This window comes from Gracilimonas qinghaiensis (assembly GCF_046602855.1).
In the GTDB taxonomy this organism is placed as follows: Bacteria; Bacteroidota; Rhodothermia; order Balneolales; family Balneolaceae; genus Gracilimonas.
In genome coordinates this window covers 232266-257871 of sequence record NZ_JBKINJ010000002.1, presented here as the reverse complement: position 1 = coordinate 257871, position 25606 = coordinate 232266, and the positions used below count along the sequence as shown (strand labels likewise).

Genomic DNA, 25606 nt, shown 5'->3' with positions numbered 1-25606 from the left:
ACTGCCAACTGTCTCCGCTTACCCGTTATATTCATCGAGCTCATCCAGAAGTTCCTGAAGTTCATCTTCATCTTGTACAAGTACGTCACGGGCTGTACTGCCCTGATATGGTCCAACAATGCCTGCATTGAATAATTGATCTATGATTCTGCCGGCGCGGTTATAGCCGATCTTGAGTTTACGCTGCAACAATGAAACCGATCCCTGCTGATGTAATACTACCAGTTTGGCCGCAGCTTCAAAGTATTCGTCTATGTCATCTAACGGATCAGGAATGTCTACAGTATCTTCTTTAATTATGGGCAGGTGAAATGGTTGTTTATATCCGGCCTGCTGACCAATAAAGCTGTTTATACGCTCAACTTCTTCCGTGGATACAAAGGCATTTTGAATACGGATCATGCCGGTTCCATTGTTAAAGAGCATATCTCCCATTCCAATAAGCTGATCTGCTCCACCCTGATCCAGAATAGTCCGCGAATCCACTTTGGAAGCTACCTGATAGGCAATTCGAGCCGGAAAGTTGGCTTTGATGGTCCCGGTGATCACGTTTACTGAAGGTCGCTGTGTGGCAACAACCAGGTGGATTCCGATAGCACGTGCCAGCTGAGCCAGTCGGGCAATGGGTTCTTCAATTTGTTTACCGGCTGTCATCATAAGGTCAGCCAGCTCATCAATAATGACCACGATGTATGGCAGGTGGCGGTGACCAAGTTCGTCATCCAGTTCGCCGGTCTTGTATTTTTCGTTATAAGATTTGATGTCGCGAACCATCGCCATCTTGAGAAGGTCGTAGCGTTCATCCATCTCTTTGCAAAGACTTTCGAGTGTTTCCTGAGCTTTTGTGGTATCCGTTATGATGGGTTCATCAGAATCGGGCAGCATAGCCAAAAAGTGATTCTGAATATTGCGATAAAGTGAAAGTTCGATCTTCTTGGGATCGACCATGACGAATTTCAGGTCGTCAGGGTGACATTTATAAAGCAGACAGGTTATGATGGTATTGATACCGACCGACTTACCTGAACCCGTGGCACCGGCTATGAGCAAGTGAGGCATCTTGGTGAGATCGATCATGAATACCTCATTTTCGATCGTTTTACCGAAAGCCACCGGTAAGGTGAAATCGGTTTCTACAAATTTCTTAGTATTCAGTACCTGCTTGATGTACACTGTTTCCCGCGTGCTGTTAGGAACCTCAATACCCACGGCTGATTTACCGGGAATAGGTGAGAGCATACGAAGTCCTTTTGAGGCGGTAGCCATCTTAAGGTCATTAGAATAACTCTCGATCTTGGAGATCTTAACATCCGGGGCCGGTTCCAGCTCATACAGGGTGACCGTTGGGCCAACGATCGCATTGATGCCGACGATCTCAATTTTATGGCGCTTTAGCTTGTCAAGAATGATGCGTTTGTTTTCCTTGATCTCTTCGAGATCAACTTCATTACCCTCATCAGGTGGGGAATCCAAAAGATCCACTTTGGGGAACTTGTACTTGATGACCGGTACTTCCTTGGCTTTTTTCTTGTTGAGTTTATCAAGGTCTTTCTCATCAGCCTGTTCATCGCCCTTACCTACGTAAACAGAAACTTCAATATCATCCTCATCACTGTCAAGTTCCTCTTCTTTCTCCAGTGAGGCGCGCTGACGTGTATCGAGTGTTTTGACCTCGTTCTGTTCTTTCTCTCGTTTCTTTTGTTCTAGTTCTTCAGATTTTTCAACGAGTTCGTCTATGGAAGGAGCCGGTTTTACAGGTTCATTTTCATCATCAGTGTCTGAAATGGGCTGCTTTTTCAGTTCTTCCTCTTCTTCTTTTTCCTCCTCCTTTGTGGCTTCTTTGGCTGCACGTTTTTCAGCAAGGCGTTCTTCCCGTTCCCTGGCTTTTTCTTCTTTGCGAAGCTGTCGGGCTGCACGTCGCTCTTCCATCTTTTCCCGAATATTTTCGATCCAGAGTTTCACGTTATCGATGGTTTTTTGAAGGTCGCGATCCACGAACATCAGTAATGTTATGAGGACCAATACCGATAGAATAATGATGGAACCGATACTTGTGATATTATACAAAACCTGTGCAATGGCAATACCGGCAGTACCGCTCCAGATGGAATCATCCGGGAAATCGGCGTTGGTGGTGAGCCATCCGATAAAAGTTGATAGCAGGACCATACTCCAGATGCTCAGAACCGTGAGCCAGCCAAGATCTTTGAAATCCCGGCGACGAAAAGTATTCCACCCATGATAACCAGTGATCAGCGCCAGAATGATGCTGGTGTAACCGAATAAACTGTGAACGAGGTAGTGGGAGATATACGCTCCTACAGGCCCCAGCCAGTTCTTGACCAGTCGGGAATTAGCATCCGGATTGAACAGATCGATGAACGAAATACTTCGGGCATACTGATAGTCTGCCGAATTGTAGGAAACGATACTTAACCCGAGTAGAACAGCGATCGACATAACAATAATGCCGACGATCTCTTTCTTGCGGTTAGAATCGAGTCCCGGGGTTCTTGTAGATGTATTTAAGTTACTTTTAGCCATTTAGATCTTTGAGAATTCCGTCCCTCATCCCGGGGAGCACATCAAATTCATTTACTTTGCAACAGAATGTAATATCACCATTTGGGACAAGTTCAGCTAATCTTTTTGCATGATCACTTTTACTGATAGCTCCCTCTAAATCATGCCCATATTTTTCGAAAAGACCAAATGCTACTTTTGCGCCGTCTTTCGCTGAGTCGGGCAGATGACCTCCACTGATGGAATGGAGAAGTGATCCGGCAAAGAGGGTGTCTTCGATCGAAAGCCGTCCCTGCCATCCTGAACATATTAATACCACTTCATCATCATGTTCTTTCAAAGCATTAAGAATGCTCTGCTGATTCAGAAAGGTCCCGACATATACTTCATTCGCCAATGAGGCCTTTTTAATAGCCTTGGTTCCGTTAGTAGTGTTAAAGATCAACGTCTTATTTCTGACTGCATCACGCGTGTACTCGGCCGGGGAATTCCCCAGATGATAACCTTCGATCTTGGAACCGTCCTTTTCTCCGCAAAGCAGGTAGTCTTTGTTATCCATGGTGGTGGCTATCTTCATGGCATCACTCATATCTGCCACCGGGATCACTTTTTTGGCCCCGTTATGAATGGCTGTGGTGATGGATGATGAAGCACGAAGTACATCTATGATCACCGCACTTTTACCCCTTAGCTCTTCTTCCTGAAAAGCCTGAAGCGAAAAGAATACGTCGATATAATTTATGTCCGGCATTTACTCTCTAACTGTTTATAAGATTTATTTTTTGATAAATGGAGGTCGGGTAACCGTAGCTTTAGCTGTTTTATTCCGAATGACGATCTGAATATCTGTTCCCTCAGCCGCATACTCTTTAGCCACATAGCCCATTCCAATACCTGTACCCAAAGTAATTGACATTGTTCCGCTTGTAACTTCACCTATAGTCTCACCGTCGGCATTTTGAATTTCGTAACCCTGACGCGGAATATTACGTTTGCCCTCAACTGTGAAGCCCACAAGCTGTCGTTTTAGCCCTTCTTCTTTCTTTTGCAAGAGCACATCTTTCGCGATGAAGTCTCCTTTGTCAAATTTAGTGATCCATCCAAGTCTTGCCTCCAGTGGGTGAGTGTTTTTGGTGATGTCGTTGCCGTAGAGGGCATAACCCATCTCAAGCCGTAGGGTATCTCGGGCTCCCAGTCCGCATGGTTCTATATCGAATTCCTCACCTGCTTCCATGATGGAATTCCAGACTTTTTCAGGATTCACCTGATTTTTATCAAAATACAGCTCAAATCCCTTTTCGCCGGTGTAACCTGTAGCCGAAAATACTACGTTATCCATGCCAGCCAGGCTACCCATTTTAAAAGAGTAAAAACCTATCTCACTCAGATCAAGGTGTGTCAGTTTTTGTAAGGTCTCGATAGACTTTGGTCCTTGTACTGCAAGCAGGCAGGTATCATCTGATTGATCCTTTACTTCTGCGTCAAAGGAATTATTATCCAGGATCCAGTTAAGGTCCTTTTCAATATTCGAAGCATTGACCACAGCCATGTAGCCGGCATCATCAAAGAGTTTGTAAACGATCAGGTCATCCACGATACCACCATCGTCATAACACATACACGTGTACTGAGCTTTACCTTCCGTCAGTTTGGATGCATCATTCACCGTTACTTTCTGGATCAGATCCAGCGCTTCAGGTCCGCTGATGTAAAATTCTCCCATATGCGACACATCAAACATGCCGACCCGTTCACGCACGGCAGCGTGTTCGGACTTAATTCCGGCATACTGAACCGGCATCTCAAATCCGGCAAAATCCACCAGCTTGGCACCGGCTTTTTTATGAAGGTCGTAAAATGGTGTTTGCTTTGGCATAACTGAAATCAGACTGTATTGTTTAAGAGGGTGTTATTTTTGTATATATCTGTGCAACCCTGAAAATTCATTGACCTCAAAGGTACGGGTTTGTAAACCAAAAATCGGCATAACATAGCTATTTCTTGGGAATGTTTGTTTAATGGGATAATGATTGGCCGATCCATCAATATGTCCCCAGATCGATCTATCGGTCATTCAGTTAAATCCGCCACGTCCTACCATTTGTGGTCACCAATTCCAAACCCGTAGGGGCAATTCATGAATTGCCCCTACGGGTTTTATTCTTTACAAGGAACGCCAGTTCGCTTCCTTTCCGTTTTCATATCTCATGCTAATAATACTTATCTTTAGCGCCCGAAATAAAATTATGACCGTTCATCAGATTCAGGTTTAAATAGTCTATGTCAATAAATAGAGAACAGGTAAAATCAGCCCTCAGTCAGGTTTTGCACCCCAAGGAACAACGCGATCTTATTTCACTCGATATGGTTCAGGACGTGATCGCCCAGGACAAATACATCTCTTTCACCCTCGAGTTTCCGGAAAAGGATGAGGCACTGGAAGAACAGCTTCGCGAAAAGTGTGAGGAAGCCATACACAAATTCATTGATAAGGAAGCTATCGTGGATATTCAAACAGCGGTGAATTTATCGCTGAAGCGGAAGATGGAGGACTCGGATCCGCAGAAGCAGCAACAGGCGCAGCAGCCTCAGATACTACCAGGCGTTAAGAATATCATTGCGGTGGCTTCAGGTAAAGGCGGGGTGGGCAAATCTACTGTAGCCGTGAATATTGCTGCGACATTGGCCAAGCGCGGAGAAAAAGTAGGACTTATGGATACTGATATCTATGGACCAAGCATCCCGACCATGTTCAATATTCATGATCGGCCAAATATCACCACTCAAAAGAAATTGGTGCCACATGAAAAATATGGCATCAAATTGGTGTCAATGGGTTTTTTGGTAGACGTGGATCAGGCCATGGTGTGGCGTGGACCAATGGTGACTAGTGCCGTGAAACAATTTATGACCGATGTAGAATGGGGTGAACTCGATTATTTGATATTGGATCTTCCTCCCGGAACCGGAGATATTCAGCTTACTATTGTTCAGACGGTTCCGCTAACGGGAGCTGTGATCGTATCTACCCCACAAACTGTGGCCCTTGATGACGCACGCAAAGGAGTGGCCATGTTTAAAAAGGTTAATGTTCCGGTGCTTGGGATGGTCGAAAATATGGCTTATTTCACTCCACCTGATATGCCGGACAAAAAATACTATATCTTCGGTGAAGGCGGGGCGTCGCACCTGGCGGAGGAAATGAACGTGCCTGTATTAGGTGAAGTGCCCATACAGCAAACCCTGCGTGAAGGCGGTGATTCAGGTAAACCGATCGTTCTGGATGATTCCGAATCACCGGCCGCAACTGCTCTGATGGAAGTAACCGGTAACATGCAGCAGCAACTGGCTATCCGAACCAAGGAACAGGGAACCAATAAAAAGGTGGATATCAAGTTCCGGTCTTAGTAATCAATTCACCACACAAACACGAAGGTGTCATCCCGAGTGGGTATCGGGTTGCAAGGGGTTAAATGCTTAACACGAGGGATCTCAAAGCTTGCTCTGATAGGTAGTTTACACTTTGATATCCTTCGCTTTAGCCTTATAAATCTACATTGATCCCCACTTCATTCAGAATGACAACGGTAATTCACAGATCGATCATTCGGAAATCAAGATTCTACTCCCGTACCATTTCCTCAAAATGTTCTTCGATCTTTTCAGGCGTTTGGGTGAATTTACTCACGATCCAGGTGGCGAATAGGCCTAGGGAAAAACCCGGAATGAGTTCGTACATGTTGTCTTTCAAAACGGGTACGAAATACCAGATGATGGTCACTAAAGTTCCGGTTAGGAGCCCGGCAATAACACCGGCCTTGGTGGTTTTCTTCCAATATAGAGCCATGATGGATGTTGGGCCAATAGAAGCTCCCAAGCCTGCCCAGGCAAACAACACCAGCCAGAAGACAATATTCTCGGCAACCAAGCCGAATATCAAAGATATGATCACTAAAATAACTACCACAATACGGCTGTATAGCACCAGTTTTTTCTGTGAAAGATCTTCGTCTTTTTTGATAAGCTTGTCATAGATATCACGAACTACACTTGAGGCAGCTACTAATAATTGGGAATCGGCCGTAGACATAATGGCCGCAAATATAGAAGCGATCACAATTCCAAATAATATTGGGTGAAGCTGGGTCTGAGCCAGCAAAGGATACAAGTTTTCAGTATCACCACCCGGAAGCATGGAGACCTCAGGGAAGTAAGCCCGGCCGACGAGCCCGATCATTACGGCACCTGCAGCCATCATCACATTCCAGAAAGTGCCAACATAGGCAGCATATTTAAGCTGCTTGGCATCATCTATGGACATATACCGGGAAAGAATATGGGGATTACCGGGTGAACCGAGTCCGATGCCCACAAAGCCAATGAAAGCACCAAAACCAAGGGCAAAGGGATCCAGAAAACCTATCTCGTGCAGGGTGAGCTGTTCGGCCATCATGTTCCATCCGCCCAGATTCCAGATGGCGATGATGGGTAAAAAAACTAAAGCAATGATCATGAAAAAGGCCTGAATGGTATCGGTGAGGCTGACAGCCATAAAACCGCCTAATACGGTGTAGAGAAGAATGATAATGGCTGAAAGTATGACCCCATTCGTTTGTGTAATTCCAAAGCTGGAAGCGAAAGCTTTTCCGCCGGCAACAAACTGGGAGGATACATATCCTACCATAAAGATCAGGAAGATGATGACCAAAATAGCACGAAGACTTCCATTTTTGTCATCAAAGCGTTCGGCAAAGAAATCGGGGACGGTAATACAATCGTAGCGTTCCGAAAATTTTCGAAGCCGTTTGGCGTAGTACATGAAAAGGAACCACTCGACCACGATGTAACCAACAGCCGCCCATAATGCAGAAGCGCCCTGTGCATAAGCCATGCCGGTCACCCCAAGAAGCAACCATGCGCTTCGGCCTGAAACCACGGCGGAAAGAGCCACCACTAGTCGGTTCATCTTTCGTCCACCGATGAAGAATTCAGATATTCCTTCGGATGAAAACCGTGCAGAATAGATTCCGATCCCGATAAGGATCACAAGATATCCGATAAATGCGGCCAGCACGTACCCGCTACCTTCAATTGTAACTGTGTTGAATTCTTCCATGCGCCTATTATAAACAAAGTAGGGACGTATGTCGATACGCCCCTAGGGTTTTAATAGAAATTAAAATAGCTAACGAACTGTCAGATCACGGGAAGATACCCATCTGCTCATACATGGTGCCGATCTTGTTAATGGCACTGATGTAGGCAGCGGTTCTCAGATCATCCAGATTATGTTCGTTGCGAACTTCAGCAATTTGCTGGTATGATGTGATCATGGTCTCTTCCAGTCCGGAGTCAACGAGATCGTATTCATCGGCGCCGTGCGCGAGTGATTCCAGTTCCACTTCCGTGAATTTACGGTCAGATATATTTTCGATCACTCCAAGTATCTTCTTGTAGCTGGTTTCATCAAAACGCTTACTCATTCTGCCATAGCGCACGTGCTGAATATTCTTTAGCCATTCGAAATAGGAAACGACCACACCACCCGCATTCATGTACGTATCGGGAATGATCAGTGCACCTCGTTTCTTCATAATATCGTGGCCATCAGCTGTGGTAGGACCGTTGGCAGCCTCAGCAATGATCTTGGCTTTAACTTTTGCGGCATTGTCACCGGTAAGCTGACTTTCGAGGGCAGCAGGAATCAGAATATCACAATCAAGGTAAAAAGCATCGTCCCGGTTTTTTAACTCGGTTGTGCCATCAAAACCGAGAATAGTATTTTTATCCATACGATATGCCATCAGTCTCTCAAGATCGATGCCATTCTCATCATAGATAGAACCTTCAATTTCAGCGATACCTACCAGCTTGGCGCCGGCTTCGGTCATGTATTTTGCAGCATGATACCCTACATTACCAAGACCCTGTACCACAAAGGTCTTACCTTCAACCCCTGTTTCCAGACCAATATCTTTCATGTCTTTCTTATTATTACAGGCTTCCCGGATCCCGAAATAAACGCCTCGGCCTGTTGCCTCGGTTCGTCCACGAACACCACCTTGCTGAATGGGCTTACCTGTTACGCAGGCTTCTGCGTTCAGATCATCCTTCATCTGTCGATAAGTATCAAGGATCCATCCCATTTCTCTGGCTCCGGTACCGTAATCGGGAGCAGGCACATCAATTCCCGGTCCTATAAATCCTTTTTTAATCAACTCGTAGGTGTAGCGGCGCGTAATGCGTTCAAGTTCAGATTCAGAGTATTCTCTAGTACTGATCTTAACACCACCCTTTGCGCCTCCGAAAGGAACGTCTACTATGGCACATTTATAGGACATCAGAGCGGCAAGTGCCATGGTTTCATCCTCATCCACTTTGTGACTGTAGCGGATTCCGCCTTTAGTCGGTGTCTTGTGATGACTGTGTTCAACCCGCCATCCTTCGATTACCTCAACAGTTCCATCATCACGACGGAGAGGAAAAGCTACGTGGTATACCGTGTTGCACATTTTGATCTGTGCAAGTATCCCCTTGTCAAATCGGGTATACTGAGCTGCTTTATCAAAATTTAAATTTACCTGTTCATAAAATTTATAATTAGACATATTCCAAATTCTCCATGCTTGATTTTAGGCGTGTATGATGGTCGCAATTATATTAGACAGAAACAAGCTAAAAGCCTTATGACTTAGTAGGATAATGGCAGTGAAATATGCAGGTGATCCGCTGTTCCGGTGTGGCGACGAGTATCGAAACCCAAAGCGTAAAAACTGAATTCAAGGAGTCGATTTCTGATCTCGCTTTTGTCTATGGTTCTTATATCAATAGCATAGACATAACCGTTTTCTTGAGGGTAATGCCTGGAGTGTTGTCTGGGTGATAAACCCATGGCGAGATAATCATCAGGACTTCGTTTTATATCTGTGATCACAAAATCACGGTCGGCCAAAGACACGGTGGTTACGGCTACCCTGAGTATTGGGTGAAGACTTCTGTAGTAACTTCTGACGGTTTCGGTTTTAGTATTAACGGAAGACAGATAGATCAATCCATAGATGCAGAATGATATTACAACGACAGAGATACTGATCGATCCGTATTTTAAAACCAAACCCTTATGGGGCATTTTTTTGAAAACAAACAATAAGTAAGCCAGCAATAACAGTATCGTAATAATGATACCGATACCCAGAGCTATCCATCCATTAACCTGATGGTTGTTATTTAGGAACACAGAGGTTTTGATCAATATAAAGAAAGGCAGAAGTATCAGGCAGAGGCTCAATGCTGACATGAAAATAACCCGCTGCAAAGGTCTTTTGTTACTTTTAGTTTTTAGATCATCAGGCTTATGCCCGTTTAGCAGCCATTCAATATCTTTTTGGGTGACTTTATCCACATTTTATTTAACGGGAAAAGTCAATCTAGGTTACGCTCCCCTATAAGAACGTCGAAGCAAAAAAGGAAAGCTTTGCATCAGTACAAGAAGAATTAAAACCACCGGAATGATGTGAAAAGAGTTTTCTTGAATGGCAAAAGATAAACTAAAAAGGTTTACAGCAAACAAAATACCTGATGTAAAAAGAGAAAGACCATATGCCCACACAACTCTTGACCACAGTGCTATGCCCGAAAAAACACTGAGTATGGTTGCTAAAACATGAATGAGTAACATAATTATTAAAAGCTGGTTATCTTGTGAGGCAAATAGGTTATCAGCCAAGTCAGGTTGCGTTATTATTTGGGCTACCTGCAGTCCTTCGTATAGTGCTGTGAGTAAATAGAAAATTTGAAGAAAAAGGTGAATCCTTCGGTTTTTTACGGTCATGGAGAAACAGATATTAGGTTCAGGATATGTATTATACTTATCCTGCTAACCGATATTTGTTCCTGTTATACTCTCGAATTTTGACTTTATAAAGTTTCTGTTTCTTTAAAGATGGGATCGTCCTGTCTGAAGGTATTTACGGTAAAGAGAAGTGCGAATGCTCCCACAGCAGCATAGATTGCAGCACCTGCAAGGTCAAACATGTAAACAATAGCTGTAGCAGCCAAGGCACCTATCACTCCAAACACCAAGCTTGGGATCATTGTAACCCCTCTATCTTTGGCAATGACACGACTAAGCCACCCAATTACCAAACCTATCGTGATATATGCTAAAACATTCATTAGTGTCATAAGATATTAGTTTTGTTAATATGTATTAAATTAATGGCCTCTAAGGCGTTTACGTTCCCGTTTACTCCGCAACTTTCAAATTTTTAACATAGATTCGGACCTATAATTACATAACCCGAAAATGATCCTTATGAAAAAACTATTGACCTTTATGCTTGTGGGAGGCTTGTTTGCTGCAGGTTGCTCACCCACTGAAAGTGAAAAAGAGATTTTTGAAAAAGCCATGGATATCCATGAGCGTGTTATTACGCTTGATACTCACGTGGATATCAACGTTGATAACTTTACAGAAGAAACCAATTATACACAGCGACTTGATACCCAGGTCGATCTGGTGAAAATGGAAGAAGGAGGCCTGGATGTAGCCTGGCTGATCGTTTATACCGGTCAGGATACGCTTACTGAAGAAGGCTATGCTGCTGCTTATGAAAATGCGATCAGTAAATTTGATGCCATTCATCGCTTGACGGAAGAAATTGCCCCCGATCAAATTGAGCTGGCAACCACTTCAGAAGACGTGCGTCGGATTGTGGCTGAAGGTAAGAAAGTGGCCATGATCGGGGTTGAAAATGCTTATCCGGTCGGCGAAGATCTTTCCCGTATTGAAGAATTTTATGATCGTGGAGCCCGGTATATGTCACTGTCTCATAACGGACACAGTCAGTTTGTAGATTCCAACACCGGCGAGCGTGATGGTGAATGGATGCATAATGGCGTTAGTGAATTAGGAAAAGAAGCGATCGCGGAAATGAATCGTGTAGGTATCATGATCGATCTTTCCCACCCATCTAAAAAGGCAAATATGGAAACCATGGAGTTGACCAAGGCTCCTGTCATTGCATCGCATTCATCTGCCCGCGCAGTATACGACCACAGTCGAAACTTGAGTGATGAGGAATTACTGAAGCTGAAGGAAGTTGGCGGAGTGGTTCAGACTGTAGCTTTTCGCGGCTATGTGGATGGTGATAAGCATGCGGCGTGGCAGGAAGCTTCGCGCACAATTCTGGAAGAAGAAGCCGATAAACTTGGATTTGAATTAGTTGGCTGGGGTGATATCCGTGAAATGAGCAATGAAGAACGTGATGAATACATGGAAATGTATCGCACCGCTCAGGATAATGCCGAACCAAGAATAGAATCTGAAGTGAATGTTAATACTCCACCTGTAAGTGTAGCTGATTTTGCAGACCACATCGATTATATGGTGGAACTTATCGGTATCGAGCATGTCGGGATCAGCTCAGATTTTGACGGTGGTGGCGGAGTTTACAACTGGATGGACGCCTCTGAGACTTTCAATGTTACTCACGAGCTTGTTAAGCGTGGATATACAGAAGAACAGATCGAAATGCTTTGGAGCGGCAATTTACTACGCGTGCTTGACGAAGTGCAGGCCGTGGCGGACGGAATGTAGAACGTCAAAAATTCAACAGCCAACAATGAAGTGCTATTTCGATGTTGGCTGTTCCTTACTTGTCACTGAATGTTCTATAAGTATCGACACGTTTTGTGCTTATTTGTTAAGTCTTGGAACAAAATAATTTAGCTCATGTTAACATAATGCTAAGAAAAGTTAGAAAAGGGTTATATACTTTAAGCCCTCGCCTAATATTCTTAACTTACGGGTCTAATTACATCAAGACTAATTTAATTCAAGAAAGAGTGATTGCACAAGCAGACGTCGCAACCGATGTCAAAATTTTAAAAGCCGATTTAAATAATCCTAAACACGCCTCAGATATTGTCAAGATAGTAGACCTCTTTGCGAGAGATCCCATGGGGCAGGATCAACCACTGGATGAAGAGATCCGCGTTGATATGATCGCAGAGATGAAGAAAGTGCCAACTACCATGACCTACATCGCCTATGCCGGCGAAAAGGCTTTGGGTATCGTAACCTGTTTTGTAGGGTTTTCCACTTTCACAGCCAGTAAAGTATTTAAGATCCATGATGTAGCTGTTCATCCCGATGCCCGGGGAATGGGTATTGGCACCATGATGCTTGAAAACATCGAGAAGGAAGCTAAGGAAATGGGTTGTTCTAAAATTACTTTGGAAGTCCGGGAAGATAATCCTGCCCGACGTTTATACGAAAAACAGGACTTCGATTACGGAGATCCCAAATGGTATTTCATGACGAAAGACGTGGATTGAATATCGAATAGCGAATATTCAATGTAGAATATTGAAGTGAAGCCTCTTCTTAGCGGAAGAGGCTTTTTTATTTTGCGTTATTTTGCAGGAAATATGTCATATCGTACGAAGTGGGTATGAAGGGCGTGATATCCTTGTGAGGTTCATATGTACTGCAGGGATACGACTGTATTAGGTTATAACAACCAATATGGCAGAAAATAGGATGGAAATTTCGGGTAGTAAAAAAAGGTAGTTGAACTGGTTGAAGAAAGGAATAAAAAAACATTATTTGTTTAGTTATAGACAACACAATAAGGTGGGAAAGTCATGAGAAAAATATTTATATCAATATTACTGGCATTTACTTTTGTATTGATGTCTCCTTCCACAACTCAAAGTAGTAATCGAGTGCAAGCTTGCTTGAATGTGGGTTGTGGGACACTTGGAAACAGTATCTGTAATTTGGCATGGTGGCCGAATGAAGATGGAACAGTAACTTGGTATTGGTGCGTGATGATTGATGTGATTGGTGAGCGCCCAATAGAAAAAATTTGATCGGTGAAACGGGTTTTTAAATCCTGTATTTATATTTTTTTATCGATTTTCTGGATTACTTCCTGTAATCAAAGTGAGGAAGGTATAGTAGTTAAATGGAATAATGAGGATTATGTTTTTCCATTTAATTATGAGATAGAGAAACAGGAGGCATCAGAAAGAACATGGAAAGACGTTCATTTAAAAGAAATTTTTATAGTTAAGGGTCTGTCTGATTCTTCAATATTTCAGCCATTAAAAATCAACGTCGATGATAGTTCGGTATATATTCTGGATGCCACAGATGGTTATATAAAGCAGTTTGATTTTAAAGGTAATTTCAGGAGAAATGTCGGGGGCGGTCTTGGTAACGGTCCCGGGGAGTTTGACCAGCCATTTGACTTTTCTATGGATTTACACGGTAATATCTATGTTATAGATATAGGGAAAAGATCACTAGTAAGTCTTAATAACGAGGGTGGTTTTAGGTGGCAAAAGTTATATAAACACAATTCTCCTGGTCATGTTTCTGCTTCTGATTCAAATATAATTGCCAGCGTAACCGGGGTGGATATAGATTATATTTTTGAGCGTTATGACATTAAGGGGAATTTAAAAGGCGTTTATTCCAAATTAGTGAAAAATCCTGATGATAGTTTAGATGAGCAGATAAAAGTGTTTGGCAAACCCTTTATTGGAAACTTTGAAATCCAAGAAGATTTAACAATATTTATTCCAAGATATCTTTCTCAGATCATTTTTTTATAAGAAAAATGGAGATGTAAAAAAGGCAATTTACACAATTGATAATGCTACAAATCCCAAACTAATTTTTGACCGTGATATTTATCATGGAGTTCCTGGTTTTTTCCCCATAGGATTTGAGGGAACCGATACAAACTTAGATTTTTCTATTGTTGGAAACGATATTGTTATTTGGAGTCAACAAGGGAATGAGAAGTTTGGCCCCCATATATTTGATATATATAATTTAAAAACAGGGAGATATCAATATTCTGCAAAATTAGATTTGGGCCAGATAAGTGGTTTTAAAATCGTTGCTAATAAAATTTTTACATACAATACCGTAACCACTGAAATAAAAGGTTATAGCGTTAACAATTTTAATAAAGAATTTAATGAATTCTAGGTATATAGCTTGGTAGTTAGTATTAGTGTTTGGTGTGTTACGGGTTCTTACCACTGAATTTTAAAACAGTCCACACAATTACTTGATCGTCTCTATCAGCTCTCCATCTTCATACCGTTCCTGCTGTATGATCTTGCCATTTTCATCATACAGAGTCATCAGGCCCTCATATTGAATATTACTCTCAAAATAGGCTTCATACTTTAACTGCCCATTTTCATGCCACGTTTTGTGATATCCCAAATTACCTGAAGTAATATCCTGCCATTCTTCGACAACCCTTCCATTCGGTTTTATGTGCTTGACCATCTTGAATTGGTCTCCAATGAATCCATATTCAAATCTATCCAATGCCTTGCCATTCTCATCATATCCAACAGAGCTCTTCATGATCCCTTTTTCATAAACAGTTTCACTAAATAACCTGTCGTTCTTTACATACCTGAATTCCTGTGTTCCTGTAAATGGATTTCCCTCAGAATCATACCTGATGCCCATGCCTCGTTTCTCGATCTTCAGTTCATCAGATTTTGGCGGGTTAACGAATAGCTTAACAGTAGAATAAAGCTCGTCATTGTTTCCGGTAATATCTAAAGGATAATCCGGTTGTTGTGTACAGAACATGAGCGTAGAGATCAAAAGGACAGGTAAGAGAAGTAGGGCTTTTGAACCCGACCTGAATGCTGAAAACTCTTTAAGCATCATTTTGAATCTTTTTTTGGTCAATGAAAAATCGATATGACTGGTAAATTGTTTCATAATGCGTTACTTGATCTTTTCGATGAGCTGTCCGTTTTCGTAGCGCTCCTGCTCTGTGATCTCTCCCTGCGTATCAAAAGCGGTAACCAGTCCGTGGAAGTTATCCGGATCCATTAAAAAGTGAGCCTCATACTGCATCACCCCTTCTTCAGTATACCAATATCGCTGCATGCCCTGATAGTCTCTGGACGGAGTTGGATAGGTATATTCAGAGAATAATTGACCTAGCATATAATACCGTTGTCGTTCTGGTATTCCCTCCTCATATTCAAATATAGACCGGAAGGATACCTGTCCAATTCCATTATAGGTTTTGATCGAGATTGACCTTCCATTTTCAAAGATCGCTTCTTTTTTGAGGATCCCTGTTTTAGGGTCGAATAATTTGTTTGAACCGGTAAAGAGTTCACCCTCCACCGTTTCAAATTGTACAAATGAGTAGTTCTTGTCTACAGCCACGGTATCCGGAATGAGCTGTGTTTCGTAAATACCCTGAATATGGTCTCTGTCGATCACCCTGCTATTAAAAAGCAGAATCAATATGGGGATGAGCGGAGTCAGTGCCGCGATCTTGATTGAACTAGAGATAAGAGAGCTGCTTTTGGTCATCATGAGCAGCCTCTTTTTGGTGAGAAAGAAATTCAAGTTGCTCGCCAAGTTTACCTTGCTGTGATCTTCGGTAGCTTTAATGAGCTGATCCTGATAAGCTGTAACATCTTTGGTTTCACTTAGTACACGGTTATCAGCCAGAAATTCATGATTGATCTTTATCGCCCGGCTAAACAGATAGACGGCCGGATTAAACCAGAAAACAACTTTAACTAACTCTACAAAAAGTATATCCAGGGTATGTTTGTCCTCAATGTGAGCCATTTCATGTTTCAGGATCTCATCACTGATCAGTCCTTCTTTATAATCTTTTTTGTTTACAAAGATGGTGTCCATAAAAGAATGGGGTGCAACATAGCTTTCTGCCAGCCTGATACGGGTAGTACCGATCTCAACAGACTCCATTCCTTTTGCCCTTTTGTATATGGAATAAATGCTGTAGATAAATCTAAGCAGTAGTAAAAAGGTAACACAGCTGTAGCCTAAGAATATCAAAAACTGAACCGGTGCTTCTGAGGACTCCTCTACGGGAGCTGTGGTACCGGTCATTACCTCATTTTGAGGGAAAAGATGACCTGTAACAAAAACAGAGGGTGCCTTTTTGATAGCCGTTAATTTTTCAGCCTCTAAACCGGCAACCTCTTCACCGGGCCTGAATATGAATTGGTCAGATCCCATGAAGAAATCGAGGGAAGGCAATGAAAGTCCAAGCACCAATGCAGCCAGCAAATAAAAACGGTTGAACCGGTAACATTTTTCATTGGCCAGCAGTACCCGGTAGAACAGAAATAATGCGAGTAAACAAAGGATTGAATTTAAGATATAAGCGATCATAACGGTTTCTTATTTATGAACTATAAATCTGAACTTACTGTGCAGGTTTTTTTTTGATAATGGTTTCTACGAGTTCCCCATCGTCATAGCGTTCCTGTTCAACAATAACACCTTTTTCATCATACACGGTTGCCAAGCCATGCATTCCTCCGCCCGGAATCTTCATCTGAAATTCCCAGGCCAGCTGCCCATTAGGGTGCCATGCTTTAGTGGTTATTAATGAGTCTGTATCAATTTTTTTCATAACAAGAACCAGGCTATCAGTAAGCCGGTCGCTATAATATGAAGAGACTGTATTCCCGTCTTCATCTATAGAAGGGATCGTAACCCATTTATATGGAGTACCGGTAGTGTCATGTAGATTATGTACAGTTTGTACAACTTTTCCATCAAGAACGGTTTCCTTTAGGATTACTGAATCTGTATCGACACTAAACGTATTTCGTTCTCCGGTATAGGGCTTTCCGTCTGGACCGATCAGTACACCGGTGCGCTCATCCAATGGGTGATATAAACCGGTGGGCCCATCGGATTCCAATTCAACATCGTGATAGGTAGTGGGAGGCATGGAATCCCATATTTCCTGCATACTGATGGTTTGAGGGTAATCATCTGTTTGTGCTGAAAATATAATAACTAAGGCTACTGACAATGGAAGCATAAAAAGCCAAACAGCCCCAACTTTTATCTTGGAGATCTTTTTACCCATCATTTTGAGGCGTTTTTTGGTCAAGGAAAAATCAATATGACTGGTGAATTGTTTCATTGTATTTCTTTGATCTCCTCTATGAGTTCGCCTTTATCATAGCGTCTCTGCCCGATAATTACTCCACGTTCGTCATAGACAGTCGCAATACCATGTAAACCAAACTCTGGACGTATCTGAAACTCCTGAGCAATCTGTCCATTAGGATGATAGATCACATATGTTGAAAGAGAGTCATTTTCCGATAAAATGTCACTTAGCACAAGACTGTCGGTGAGTCTGTCTGTATAGTTGGTTGTGACTTTATTACCGTCTTCATCTAAGGAATAAGTATTTACCGATCTATATTGATAAGCTCCGGTGCTGTCATACATGGGAAACTCAGACCGTGTTACTTTTCCATCAACGATGGTTTCTGTATAGGTGACTGAATCTGTATCGACACTATACGTATTTCGTTCTCCGGTAAATGGCTCCCCATCCGGGCCGATAAAGATACCGGTACGTTCATCTAATGGGTGATATAAACCGGTAGGCCCCTCGGATTCCAACTCAACATCGTAATAGGTAGTGGGAGGCAAGGAGTCCCATATCTCCTGCATACTAATTGTTTGGGGATGACTGTCTGTTTTTGAGGAGAAAACTATGATCAAGGCAACAGACAGTGGAAGGAAAAAAAGCCAAACAGCTCCAACTTTTATCTTGGAGATCTTTTTACCCATCATTTTGAGACGCTTTTTGGTTAGGGAGTAATTTATACTGCAGGTGGTCTTTAAGGAATTATTCCCGGAACTGACCCGGATGAGCAATTCCTGATAATCGCTTATGGATGACCCGCTGCGGACCACTGCTTCATCCGCCAGAAATTCATGGTTCAGCTGGATCGCATGTTTGTACAGATACATCAGTGGGTTGAACCAGAATATGACTTTCAGGAATTCGATCAATAACACATCAAATGAATGGAACTGGCGAACGTGCGTGAATTCGTGATCCAGGATCTCAGGTTCAATTTTACCTGACTCAAACGGTTGCTTTTCGATGAATATGTAATCCAGAAATGATTGAGGAGTGATCGGTTCTTCAAGTAATACCAGGGTGGCATGTTCTAACTCTTTACGAGTTCCGGCTCTGACCTTATTGCGAATTTGAATCAGTCCGGCCACAAAACGGATCAAAAGAAAAAGAGTGATGGCTCCATATAGGGCAAGTAATACATCCAGGGTACCAATCGACCACTTGGATTCACTAACGGTATTTGGAGTGATCTCAGAACCGAGCGAAAGGCCTTGTTCCGGGGTGATCAAGGGTTGAACCGATCGGTTTACTGCCTCGGCCGGTGCATTCACCACTCGTTCCACTTGTTGCATCTGGATACCTGCGATGGATTGCTCAGGCTGAATTTCAAAAGAAATGAGTGGAGCTGTTAACCCGAAAACTAGGGCAAACAGTAAAAAGAACCGGTTGAAGCGATGCATCTTCTCATTTTCGAGCAACAGCTTATAAAGCCCAAAGAGTAGCCCAAGCAGTAAAGTGGATTTAACTAAATAGATGATCATTGGTGCTTCCTCTCTATCTCTTTTTCAACTATGTTTTTTAGTTCCTTTAGTTCTGCCTCCGATAAATCCGTCTCAGAAGTAAAAAAGGAAGCAAATTGCGAGGCTGAATTATCAAAAAACTTCTTGATCAAACCATTTACATGCTTCGAGAAATAATCGGATTTTTTGACCAACGGATAATATTGGCGGGAACGACCCATTTGTTCATAATCCACAAAGCCTTTTTCAGTCATGCGTTTTAGGAGTGTGGCTACAGTAGTGGGAGCCGGTTTGGGCTTCGGGTATTCATCCAGCAGGTCTTTCATGAAAGCCTTTTCCAGCTTCCACAGGTGCTGCATCAGTTCTTCTTCAGTTTGTGATAGATCCATGTTATTCTACAATGTTAGAATTGTTTCTACAAATGTAGAATAAAAAATCAAACTTCCAAAATTTTCTTATAATCCTGTTGTATAGATCTAACTTTACCTACTATTGATCTAATGAAAAACCTAGTCATTATACTTCCCGCATTATTTTTGCTGTTCTCCTGTACCGAGGATAAGGCAGGCCCTCCTTTTGAGCTCGAGCTTCCACTTACGGAGAATACCGGTCAGCTTCCGCCTATTTTAGCTCTCAATATGGAAGGTAATTATGTGTTTGAGGCAGAGTATCCGGGAGAGCCTACAGAACTGCCCGACGGCTTGAAAGAGGGTGAGGTCATTCATGGCATTCTGGATCTTGAGCAGTATGTGGTTCAGGGTTTTGCAGCCGGATTTATTGATTCATCTGTTTATGCACGAAATATGATGCTGATCGATGAAGAAACAGTCACTGAAGAATGGGTGGATGTGATCTTTACGGTCGCCGTTGGAGAAGATGAAAATGGCGATATGATGGTGTATGTGGAAGATGAAATGGGACAGTTTGATGAAGAAAATCCCGTTTATTTTGAACCAAACACCGTTGAGTTTCAGGATAATGTGTTTGAGGTGATGGAGGCAAATGTAATCGCACAAATGGAATATTTTAACGGGAAGGATATTGTAAACCATCAAGGTCCGGCCAGCTTGCTCTATCTTTCGGATACCAAGCCCTCAGAAAGCCTGCAGCTTTATTTTGATCACTTGCGCATGGGCACCTGGACCGTGAATGATCAGACATTTGATGTGGCCCTCATCAAAGAAAGTGCTCCGCCTTATCGCATCGAGCCGTACACCTATTTCTATATTGATCTTGATGAAGATGGAAAATTCGATATCATGGAAGATGGTTTTGAAGCCTATCCTGTTACGGAACCGTATAACATAGCCGGAGAAAGCTGGAAGATCTCTGAGATGGCAGCGGATGGAAGCTCGATAACCATTGTACAATCGGAAGAAAAAGTAGACCCGAAAGTGGCACTGCGACCCGGAACGGAAGCTCCGAATTTCACGGCCGAAACTTTGAACGGGGAAGAAATAAGCCTATCCGATTTAAGAGGGAAATATGTAATGATCGATTTTTGGGGAACGTGGTGTGGTCCATGCATTGAGGCTCTTCCGGTTATAAAAGAAGCATATGCTACTTATAGCGGAGAGAATTTTGAGATAGTGGGGATCGCTAATGAACCGAGTCTGCAGAGATTCGAAGATTTCGTAGAACGTGAAGATATTAAATGGCCGCAAATTCCCGAGATCTACGAAGAGGACAGCGAGATACAGGAGTTATATTTCGTGAACTCCTATCCCACCTATTATCTGGTGAATCCTGATGGCGAAATTGTAGAGTACGGAATGGCTCTATCAGCCGGTAATTTAATGGAGACCCTGGCGAAGTATTTGGAGTAGAAGAAGCTATCAGCAGTCAGGCTTCAGCTTACAGTGCTTTGAAAAATAACTGAGAGCTGATGCCTGAAAGCTAAAAAATCACTTCGCCTCTTCCACAACCTCAGCTACCTCATTAGCCAGAGACAACACGGCCTGTGTGTACAAGTCACTTGGATTATAGCGATAGATGGCCCCCTCAACAGTCCCTGTGATCTCTTTAAAGTGAGAAAGATACTTGGCTACTGAATTGATGTTGTTAGGCATGTGATAGAGATCCTTACCCACCCACCAGCGGTTAAGGGAATAGGGGATGAATTGGGCATATGACATAGCACCCGCATAACTTGACCTCAGTTCAAATACATCAAGTTCATTCTTTTTGACAAAAATGAGCAGTTCTTCCAGTTGGGCTTTGGCAAATTCAGCACGGTGACCTTCGGCATACATCGATACATAAACATTGAAAGGATTATAAGTTCCGCCGTATTTACCGAACTCAGACTCAATCCCTAATATTCCTGCTATCACATTCTTAGGAATACCGTATTCCTTTTCAGCCGAGTCCAGATCTGAAGCGTACTGTTTCATGAAGTCACGAATAAGGGTTTTTTTGTGATCGTAATTCAGCACTTTTTGGTACTCGCTAAAGTCCTCGATGACCCGTTCTGCAGCCCGGGTAAATTTAAGGGTGATATTCTCAACCGGTTCATACCTTGGATCTTCCAGCATATCATTGAAATCGTAACCCTTCCCTTCAAAGTACCTTGCCAACTCCTCAATATTCTTTTCCATGTCGCCGGGATCCGAATGGTTAGCAATAGCATTTCCGGAAATCAATAATGAAAAAAATAGAAGCAGAATTGTAGTCAATTTCGTCATAGTGTGAGATAGATATGGTTCTCTCTAAAGCTTATTACATTATAACAAAACTGTAGTCAATAGAGAATTAAAGATTGTGAATTTTTGAGGGAGGCTGCTAAGCCCGGTATAAAATGACCCTCACCTTTGTTTCCTCTCCCGGGAGAGGAAGACGTTGTAGTAATATTTGAGAGGGCTTAGAGAATATTGCCAATGGCTATCATCTCCAATTCAACACAGAAACCAACCAAAGAGCTTCCCCGCTCGGGCGGGCATTGAGGGGTGGGTAAAAGTCACCAGGTCCTCGATAAAATATATACGATCTCGAAATTGATCTCCGCACTCACTTCATCGGAGCGAATCAAGTCTCAGATAGCCAAAATTTCAAAAATCAATATTCCTTGTTCAATATTCGAAGTTCAACCTAAAAACTCTTACCTTTTAGGGCTTTTAAAAGTACGCTGCAGTGAATTGAGTTTTGCACAGCGATGAACTTCAAAACTATTATCGAAAAGTACCATGGCAAAAGAATTTGATGTATGTGTAATCGGGTCAGGCCCCGGCGGATATGTAGCCGCCATTCGCGCTTCTCAGCTTGGCTTTAAAACCGCAATTGTAGAAAAAAGACATCTTGGCGGAGTTTGTTTGAATATCGGCTGTATTCCAACCAAAGCCCTGTTGCGTTCGGCAGAAGTATATGAGTCGATCGAACATGCTTCTGATTACGGAGTTAAGGTGAAGGATTACTCAGTAGATTTTGACGGCATGGTAAAACGAAGCCGTGGCGTTGCCGATAAAATGAGTAAAGGTGTTCAGTTCCTGATGAAAGCGAACAAGATAGAAGTGTTCATGGGAACCGGTGTTTTTAAATCTAAGTCCGAACTGGCTGTAAACGACGACAAAGGCAAAGAACAGGAAAGCATCAAAGCCAAACATTTTATAGTAGCTACAGGGGCACGTCCGCGTGAACTCCCAAGCCTGAAGATCGACGGCGAGATGGTCATCGATTCCGAAAAAGCCATGCAGCTGGAAAAGCAGCCTAAGAAAATGGTGATCGTAGGAGCCGGCGCTATCGGTGTTGAGTTTGCCTATTTCTATAACACCATTGGAACTGAAGTTACTTTGGTTGAGCTGCAAGACAGCCTCGTGCCGGTTGAAGACAAAGATATTGGAAAAGAACTCGGCAAGATCTACAAGAAAAAAGGCATCAACGTAATGACTAAAAGCACCGTTGAAGAGGTGAAGAAAAAAGGTAAAGGCGTTGAAGTAACGGTTAAGACCAAAAAAGGTGAAGAGAAGATCGAAGCCGATGTGGTACTTTCTGCCGTTGGAGTGACAGGAAACATTGAAGGGCTGGGCCTCGATAAAGCAGGCGTTGAAACTGAAAAAGGAGCCATCGTTGTTGATAAGAAAACCTATAAAACCAATATAGATGGTATTTATGCCATCGGTGATATAATCGGTGCACCCTGGCTTGCTCATAAAGCGTCACATGAAGGTATTGTACTTGCTGAATTATTGGCCGATGAAAACCCTCAGCCTGTAAACTATGATAATATCCCGGGCTGTACTTATTGTGAGCCACAAGTGGCTTCCGTTGGTTTAACAGAAGAACAAGCCAAGGAAGAAGGCTACGACATCAAAGTTGGGAAATTTCCGTTCTCAGCTTCCGGTAAGGCAACCGGACTGGGTCACGAAGAAGGTTTCGTGAAAGTTGTTTTTGATGATAAATATGGCGAATGGTTAGGATGCCATATGATCGGATTCGGTGTTACAGAATTGATCGCTGAAGCTGTTGTGGCACGTGATCTGGAGACTACCGGGCATGAGATCATCAACGCTGTTCACCCACACCCAACGATGTCAGAAGCGGTGATGGAAGCCGTAGCCGAAGCATATGGTGAAGGTGTTCATTTAGGCTCAAAGCCTAAGAAGTAGAACTTCGATCAAGGAATATCCAACATCGAACGTTGAATGAATTTGGCTCCCTCGGGAGCCATTTTTGTCTTTGGTTTGTTTTTAAATTTTCCTGACATATTTCTCACCGTAGGGGCAATTCATGAATTGCCCCTACGGTGACATGCGACATTTTGAAATATAATGCCTCAAAAAACAATCGAACTGTACGATCTGGGCCATGCCGCATATCAGCCGATATGGGAACTGCAGAAGTCTGTGCAGCAGCGACTGATCGATGAAAAGCGAGCGGAGCAGAAAGGCGACTTTAAAGGAAAACGCCTGGATGATCTTCTGTTTTTTGTGGAGCACCCCCATATTTATACGTTGGGCAAAAGCGGCAGTGAAGAAAATATGCTTCGATCCCTGATGGAACTTCAGAAGCTTGAGGCCGAGTTTTTAAAGATCGATCGCGGTGGTGATATTACCTATCATGGCCCCGGCCAAATAGTGGGATACCCTATCCTGGACCTGGATCGCCACTTTACGGATGTTCACAGGTATCTGCGATATCTTGAGGAGGTCATGATCAGAGTTTGCGATGGCTACGGTATTACGGCTCACAGAGTTGATGGACAAACCGGAGTATGGGTAGAAAACGAAAAGATCTGTGCCATGGGCATCAGGTGTTCACGGTGGGTGACAATGCATGGTTTTGCACTCAACGTAAACACCGACTTGAGATATTTTAACAATATTGTTCCCTGTGGTATAGATGATAAAGCCGTAACAAGTTTACAGAAAATTCTTGGGAAAGAAATTGATATCGAAGAGGTTAAAGAGAATATCGTTGGGCATTTTGAGGAGGTCTTTGAAGTAACGATATCAAACAAAGGTTCATTACAGGAAGTGGAGCAGATAATTTCGTAACTTTATATGATAAAAGATAAAGAAAATAAGTTGTCACTTTGAACGCTTGAATAGAATACATAAAATCTGTGTCTAACGCGAAGGGTATCAAGGTCTGATTCTGAACAGTTTACACTTTGAGATATTTTGCGATGTACATGAGAGGCCTATTTATACTTTTAAACACTCAGGATGACAACACTTGAGTCGATCTTATTGATTGGCAAAAATCACTAAAGAAGTACCATGATAAAAGAACTACAGGTAGTAGAAAATAAGACCGAAAACCGCCGGCCGGACTGGTTACGGGTAAAACTTCCATCCGGAGAAAAATTCAAAGAGGTTTCACAGACCCTTCGTGATAATAACCTGAATACAGTTTGTTCGGAGGCCCGCTGCCCGAACATGGGTGAATGCTGGGGGGCAGGAACCGCCACTTTTATGATACTCGGTGATGTTTGTACCCGTTCATGTGCGTTTTGTGCCATCAAAACGGGAAGGCCTCCTGCTGACCTGGATTGGGAAGAGCCAAAACGAGTAGCTGAAGCTGCCGCCAAAATGAAATTGAAACACGTGGTGCTTACATCCGTAAACCGTGATGAGCGAAAAGACGGTGGTGCTCCGATCTTTGCTGCCTGCCACGAAGAAATCAGAAAGGCTATCCCCGGAGTGACCATTGAATCCTTGATCCCTGATTTTCGCGGGGAATGGGATGCTGCCTTGCAGGTCGTTTTTGATACGCCACCTGATGTATTAAGTCACAACCTTGAAACCGTTCCAAGTAAATATCGCAGAGTTCGTCCTCAGGCCCGCTACGAACGTTCACTTGAACTTCTTCAGCGAACAAAAAATGCAGGTATTAGAACAAAGACCGGTATTATGGTAGGTTTGGGAGAAGAACGGGAAGAAGTGATCGAGCTGATGCAGGATTGTGTGGATCATGGAGTTGATGTGTTAACCATAGGTCAGTACATGCAGCCAACCAAAATGCATCACCCTGTTCTTGATTGGGTCCACCCCGATCAATTTGCCGAATACAAAGAAATTGGTGAGAAGCTTGGTATTGAACATGTAGAAAGTGGGCCGCTTGTACGTTCATCCTACCACGCAGAGCGACATGTTTAGTTAATTGTCCCTGATTGGTTAGTAGTTAAACCGAAGAGGT

At 42.9% G+C, this 25606-nt stretch carries 23 protein-coding genes; 10 read left to right on the top strand and 13 right to left on the bottom strand.

The features are described 5' to 3' along the window. Positions 1-18 precede the first annotated feature (18 nt). Genes ACKGJO_RS11090 through gcvT form a run of 3 tightly spaced genes read right to left on the bottom strand, consistent with a single transcriptional unit; the run spans position 19 to position 4399 of the window. Positions 19-2544, bottom strand: coding sequence for a DNA translocase FtsK (locus tag ACKGJO_RS11090; RefSeq protein ID WP_411323507.1), 2526 nt, complete (start codon positions 2542-2544; stop codon positions 19-21). Beyond that, a complete protein-coding gene (locus tag ACKGJO_RS11085) occupies positions 2537-3274 on the bottom strand; it encodes a 2-phosphosulfolactate phosphatase (RefSeq protein WP_411323506.1) in 738 nt (245 codons plus the stop codon). Before ACKGJO_RS11085 ends, ACKGJO_RS11090 begins: the two co-directional genes overlap by 8 nt. Before the next feature lie 24 nt (positions 3275-3298). Continuing rightward, on the bottom strand, positions 3299-4399 hold the full coding sequence (gcvT, locus tag ACKGJO_RS11080; protein ID WP_411323505.1) for a glycine cleavage system aminomethyltransferase GcvT: 1101 nt from the start codon (positions 4397-4399) through the stop codon (positions 3299-3301). A gap of 404 nt (positions 4400-4803) precedes the next feature. Between gcvT and ACKGJO_RS11075 the strand changes: the two genes are divergently transcribed. Further along, entirely contained in the window at positions 4804-5931 is a 1128-nt protein-coding gene (locus tag ACKGJO_RS11075; RefSeq protein WP_411323504.1) for an Mrp/NBP35 family ATP-binding protein, read from the top strand. A gap of 214 nt (positions 5932-6145) precedes the next feature. Here ACKGJO_RS11075 and ACKGJO_RS11070 read toward each other — a convergent pair whose 3' ends face one another. The 3 genes from ACKGJO_RS11070 to ACKGJO_RS11060 form a co-directional block, all read right to left on the bottom strand. Continuing rightward, positions 6146-7639: a sodium/proline symporter gene (locus ACKGJO_RS11070; RefSeq protein ID WP_411323503.1), complete on the bottom strand. Its 1494-nt coding sequence runs from the start codon at positions 7637-7639 to the stop codon at positions 6146-6148. An 85-nt stretch (positions 7640-7724) separates the two neighbouring features. Beyond that, entirely contained in the window at positions 7725-9131 is a 1407-nt protein-coding gene (locus tag ACKGJO_RS11065) for a Glu/Leu/Phe/Val family dehydrogenase (RefSeq protein WP_411323502.1), read from the bottom strand. Between the two features lie 83 nt (positions 9132-9214). After that, a complete protein-coding gene (locus tag ACKGJO_RS11060) occupies positions 9215-9925 on the bottom strand; it encodes a hypothetical protein (protein WP_411323501.1) in 711 nt (236 codons plus the stop codon). A 130-nt stretch (positions 9926-10055) separates the two neighbouring features. On the opposite strand from ACKGJO_RS11060, the gene ACKGJO_RS11055 reads away from it, so the two are divergent. Next, the gene (locus tag ACKGJO_RS11055; protein WP_411323500.1) at positions 10056-10190 is read left to right on the top strand and encodes a hypothetical protein; all 135 of its coding nucleotides are present in this window, start codon (positions 10056-10058) and stop codon (positions 10188-10190) included. 250 nt (positions 10191-10440) lie between these two features. Here the strand turns inward: ACKGJO_RS11055 and ACKGJO_RS11050 are convergent, their stop codons facing one another. Then, entirely contained in the window at positions 10441-10698 is a 258-nt protein-coding gene (locus ACKGJO_RS11050) for a GlsB/YeaQ/YmgE family stress response membrane protein (protein ID WP_411323499.1), read from the bottom strand. 139 nt (positions 10699-10837) lie between these two features. On the opposite strand from ACKGJO_RS11050, the gene ACKGJO_RS11045 reads away from it, so the two are divergent. The 4 genes from ACKGJO_RS11045 to ACKGJO_RS11030 all read left to right on the top strand — a co-directional run bounded on the left by ACKGJO_RS11045 (position 10838) and on the right by ACKGJO_RS11030 (position 14145). After that, positions 10838-12121: a dipeptidase gene (locus ACKGJO_RS11045; RefSeq protein WP_411323498.1), complete on the top strand. Its 1284-nt coding sequence runs from the start codon at positions 10838-10840 to the stop codon at positions 12119-12121. 248 nt (positions 12122-12369) lie between these two features. Next, positions 12370-12861 (top strand): GNAT family N-acetyltransferase, encoded by a 492-nt coding sequence (locus ACKGJO_RS11040; RefSeq protein ID WP_411323497.1) that lies wholly within the window; start codon positions 12370-12372, stop codon positions 12859-12861. Positions 12862-13170: 309 nt separating this feature from the next. Then, positions 13171-13398, top strand: coding sequence for a hypothetical protein (locus tag ACKGJO_RS11035; protein ID WP_411323496.1), 228 nt, complete (start codon positions 13171-13173; stop codon positions 13396-13398). A gap of 3 nt (positions 13399-13401) precedes the next feature. Beyond that, complete coding sequence (locus ACKGJO_RS11030) at positions 13402-14145, top strand: 6-bladed beta-propeller (RefSeq protein WP_411323495.1); 744 nt, start codon at positions 13402-13404, stop codon at positions 14143-14145. A gap of 460 nt (positions 14146-14605) precedes the next feature. Here ACKGJO_RS11030 and ACKGJO_RS11025 read toward each other — a convergent pair whose 3' ends face one another. Genes ACKGJO_RS11025 through ACKGJO_RS11005 form a run of 5 tightly spaced genes read right to left on the bottom strand, consistent with a single transcriptional unit; the run spans position 14606 to position 19362 of the window. After that, on the bottom strand, positions 14606-15286 hold the full coding sequence (locus tag ACKGJO_RS11025) for a toxin-antitoxin system YwqK family antitoxin (protein WP_411323494.1): 681 nt from the start codon (positions 15284-15286) through the stop codon (positions 14606-14608). 6 nt (positions 15287-15292) lie between these two features. Then, positions 15293-16729, bottom strand: a complete 1437-nt coding sequence (locus ACKGJO_RS11020) for a M56 family metallopeptidase (RefSeq protein WP_411323493.1) — start codon at positions 16727-16729, stop codon at positions 15293-15295. 34 nt (positions 16730-16763) lie between these two features. Continuing rightward, a complete protein-coding gene (locus tag ACKGJO_RS11015; protein ID WP_411323492.1) occupies positions 16764-17495 on the bottom strand; it encodes a toxin-antitoxin system YwqK family antitoxin in 732 nt (243 codons plus the stop codon). Continuing rightward, positions 17492-18994, bottom strand: a complete 1503-nt coding sequence (locus ACKGJO_RS11010) for a M56 family metallopeptidase (protein ID WP_411323491.1) — start codon at positions 18992-18994, stop codon at positions 17492-17494. The genes ACKGJO_RS11015 and ACKGJO_RS11010 overlap by 4 nt, the downstream gene beginning before the upstream one ends. After that, on the bottom strand, positions 18991-19362 hold the full coding sequence (locus tag ACKGJO_RS11005) for a BlaI/MecI/CopY family transcriptional regulator (RefSeq protein WP_411323490.1): 372 nt from the start codon (positions 19360-19362) through the stop codon (positions 18991-18993). The genes ACKGJO_RS11010 and ACKGJO_RS11005 overlap by 4 nt, the downstream gene beginning before the upstream one ends. Before the next feature lie 111 nt (positions 19363-19473). On the opposite strand from ACKGJO_RS11005, the gene ACKGJO_RS11000 reads away from it, so the two are divergent. Beyond that, a complete protein-coding gene (locus ACKGJO_RS11000; RefSeq protein WP_411323489.1) occupies positions 19474-20799 on the top strand; it encodes a TlpA family protein disulfide reductase in 1326 nt (441 codons plus the stop codon). A gap of 78 nt (positions 20800-20877) precedes the next feature. Here the strand turns inward: ACKGJO_RS11000 and ACKGJO_RS10995 are convergent, their stop codons facing one another. Then, on the bottom strand, positions 20878-21657 hold the full coding sequence (locus ACKGJO_RS10995) for a lytic murein transglycosylase (protein ID WP_411323488.1): 780 nt from the start codon (positions 21655-21657) through the stop codon (positions 20878-20880). A 498-nt stretch (positions 21658-22155) separates the two neighbouring features. Between ACKGJO_RS10995 and lpdA the strand changes: the two genes are divergently transcribed. The 3 genes from lpdA (at position 22156) to lipA (ending at position 25566) form a co-directional block, all read left to right on the top strand. Then, the gene (gene lpdA, locus ACKGJO_RS10990; protein ID WP_411323487.1) at positions 22156-23574 is read left to right on the top strand and encodes a dihydrolipoyl dehydrogenase; all 1419 of its coding nucleotides are present in this window, start codon (positions 22156-22158) and stop codon (positions 23572-23574) included. Positions 23575-23736: 162 nt separating this feature from the next. Continuing rightward, the gene (lipB, locus tag ACKGJO_RS10985) at positions 23737-24462 is read left to right on the top strand and encodes a lipoyl(octanoyl) transferase LipB (protein WP_411323486.1); all 726 of its coding nucleotides are present in this window, start codon (positions 23737-23739) and stop codon (positions 24460-24462) included. Between the two features lie 225 nt (positions 24463-24687). Continuing rightward, positions 24688-25566 (top strand): lipoyl synthase, encoded by an 879-nt coding sequence (gene lipA, locus ACKGJO_RS10980; protein WP_411323485.1) that lies wholly within the window; start codon positions 24688-24690, stop codon positions 25564-25566. Positions 25567-25606 lie beyond the last annotated feature (40 nt).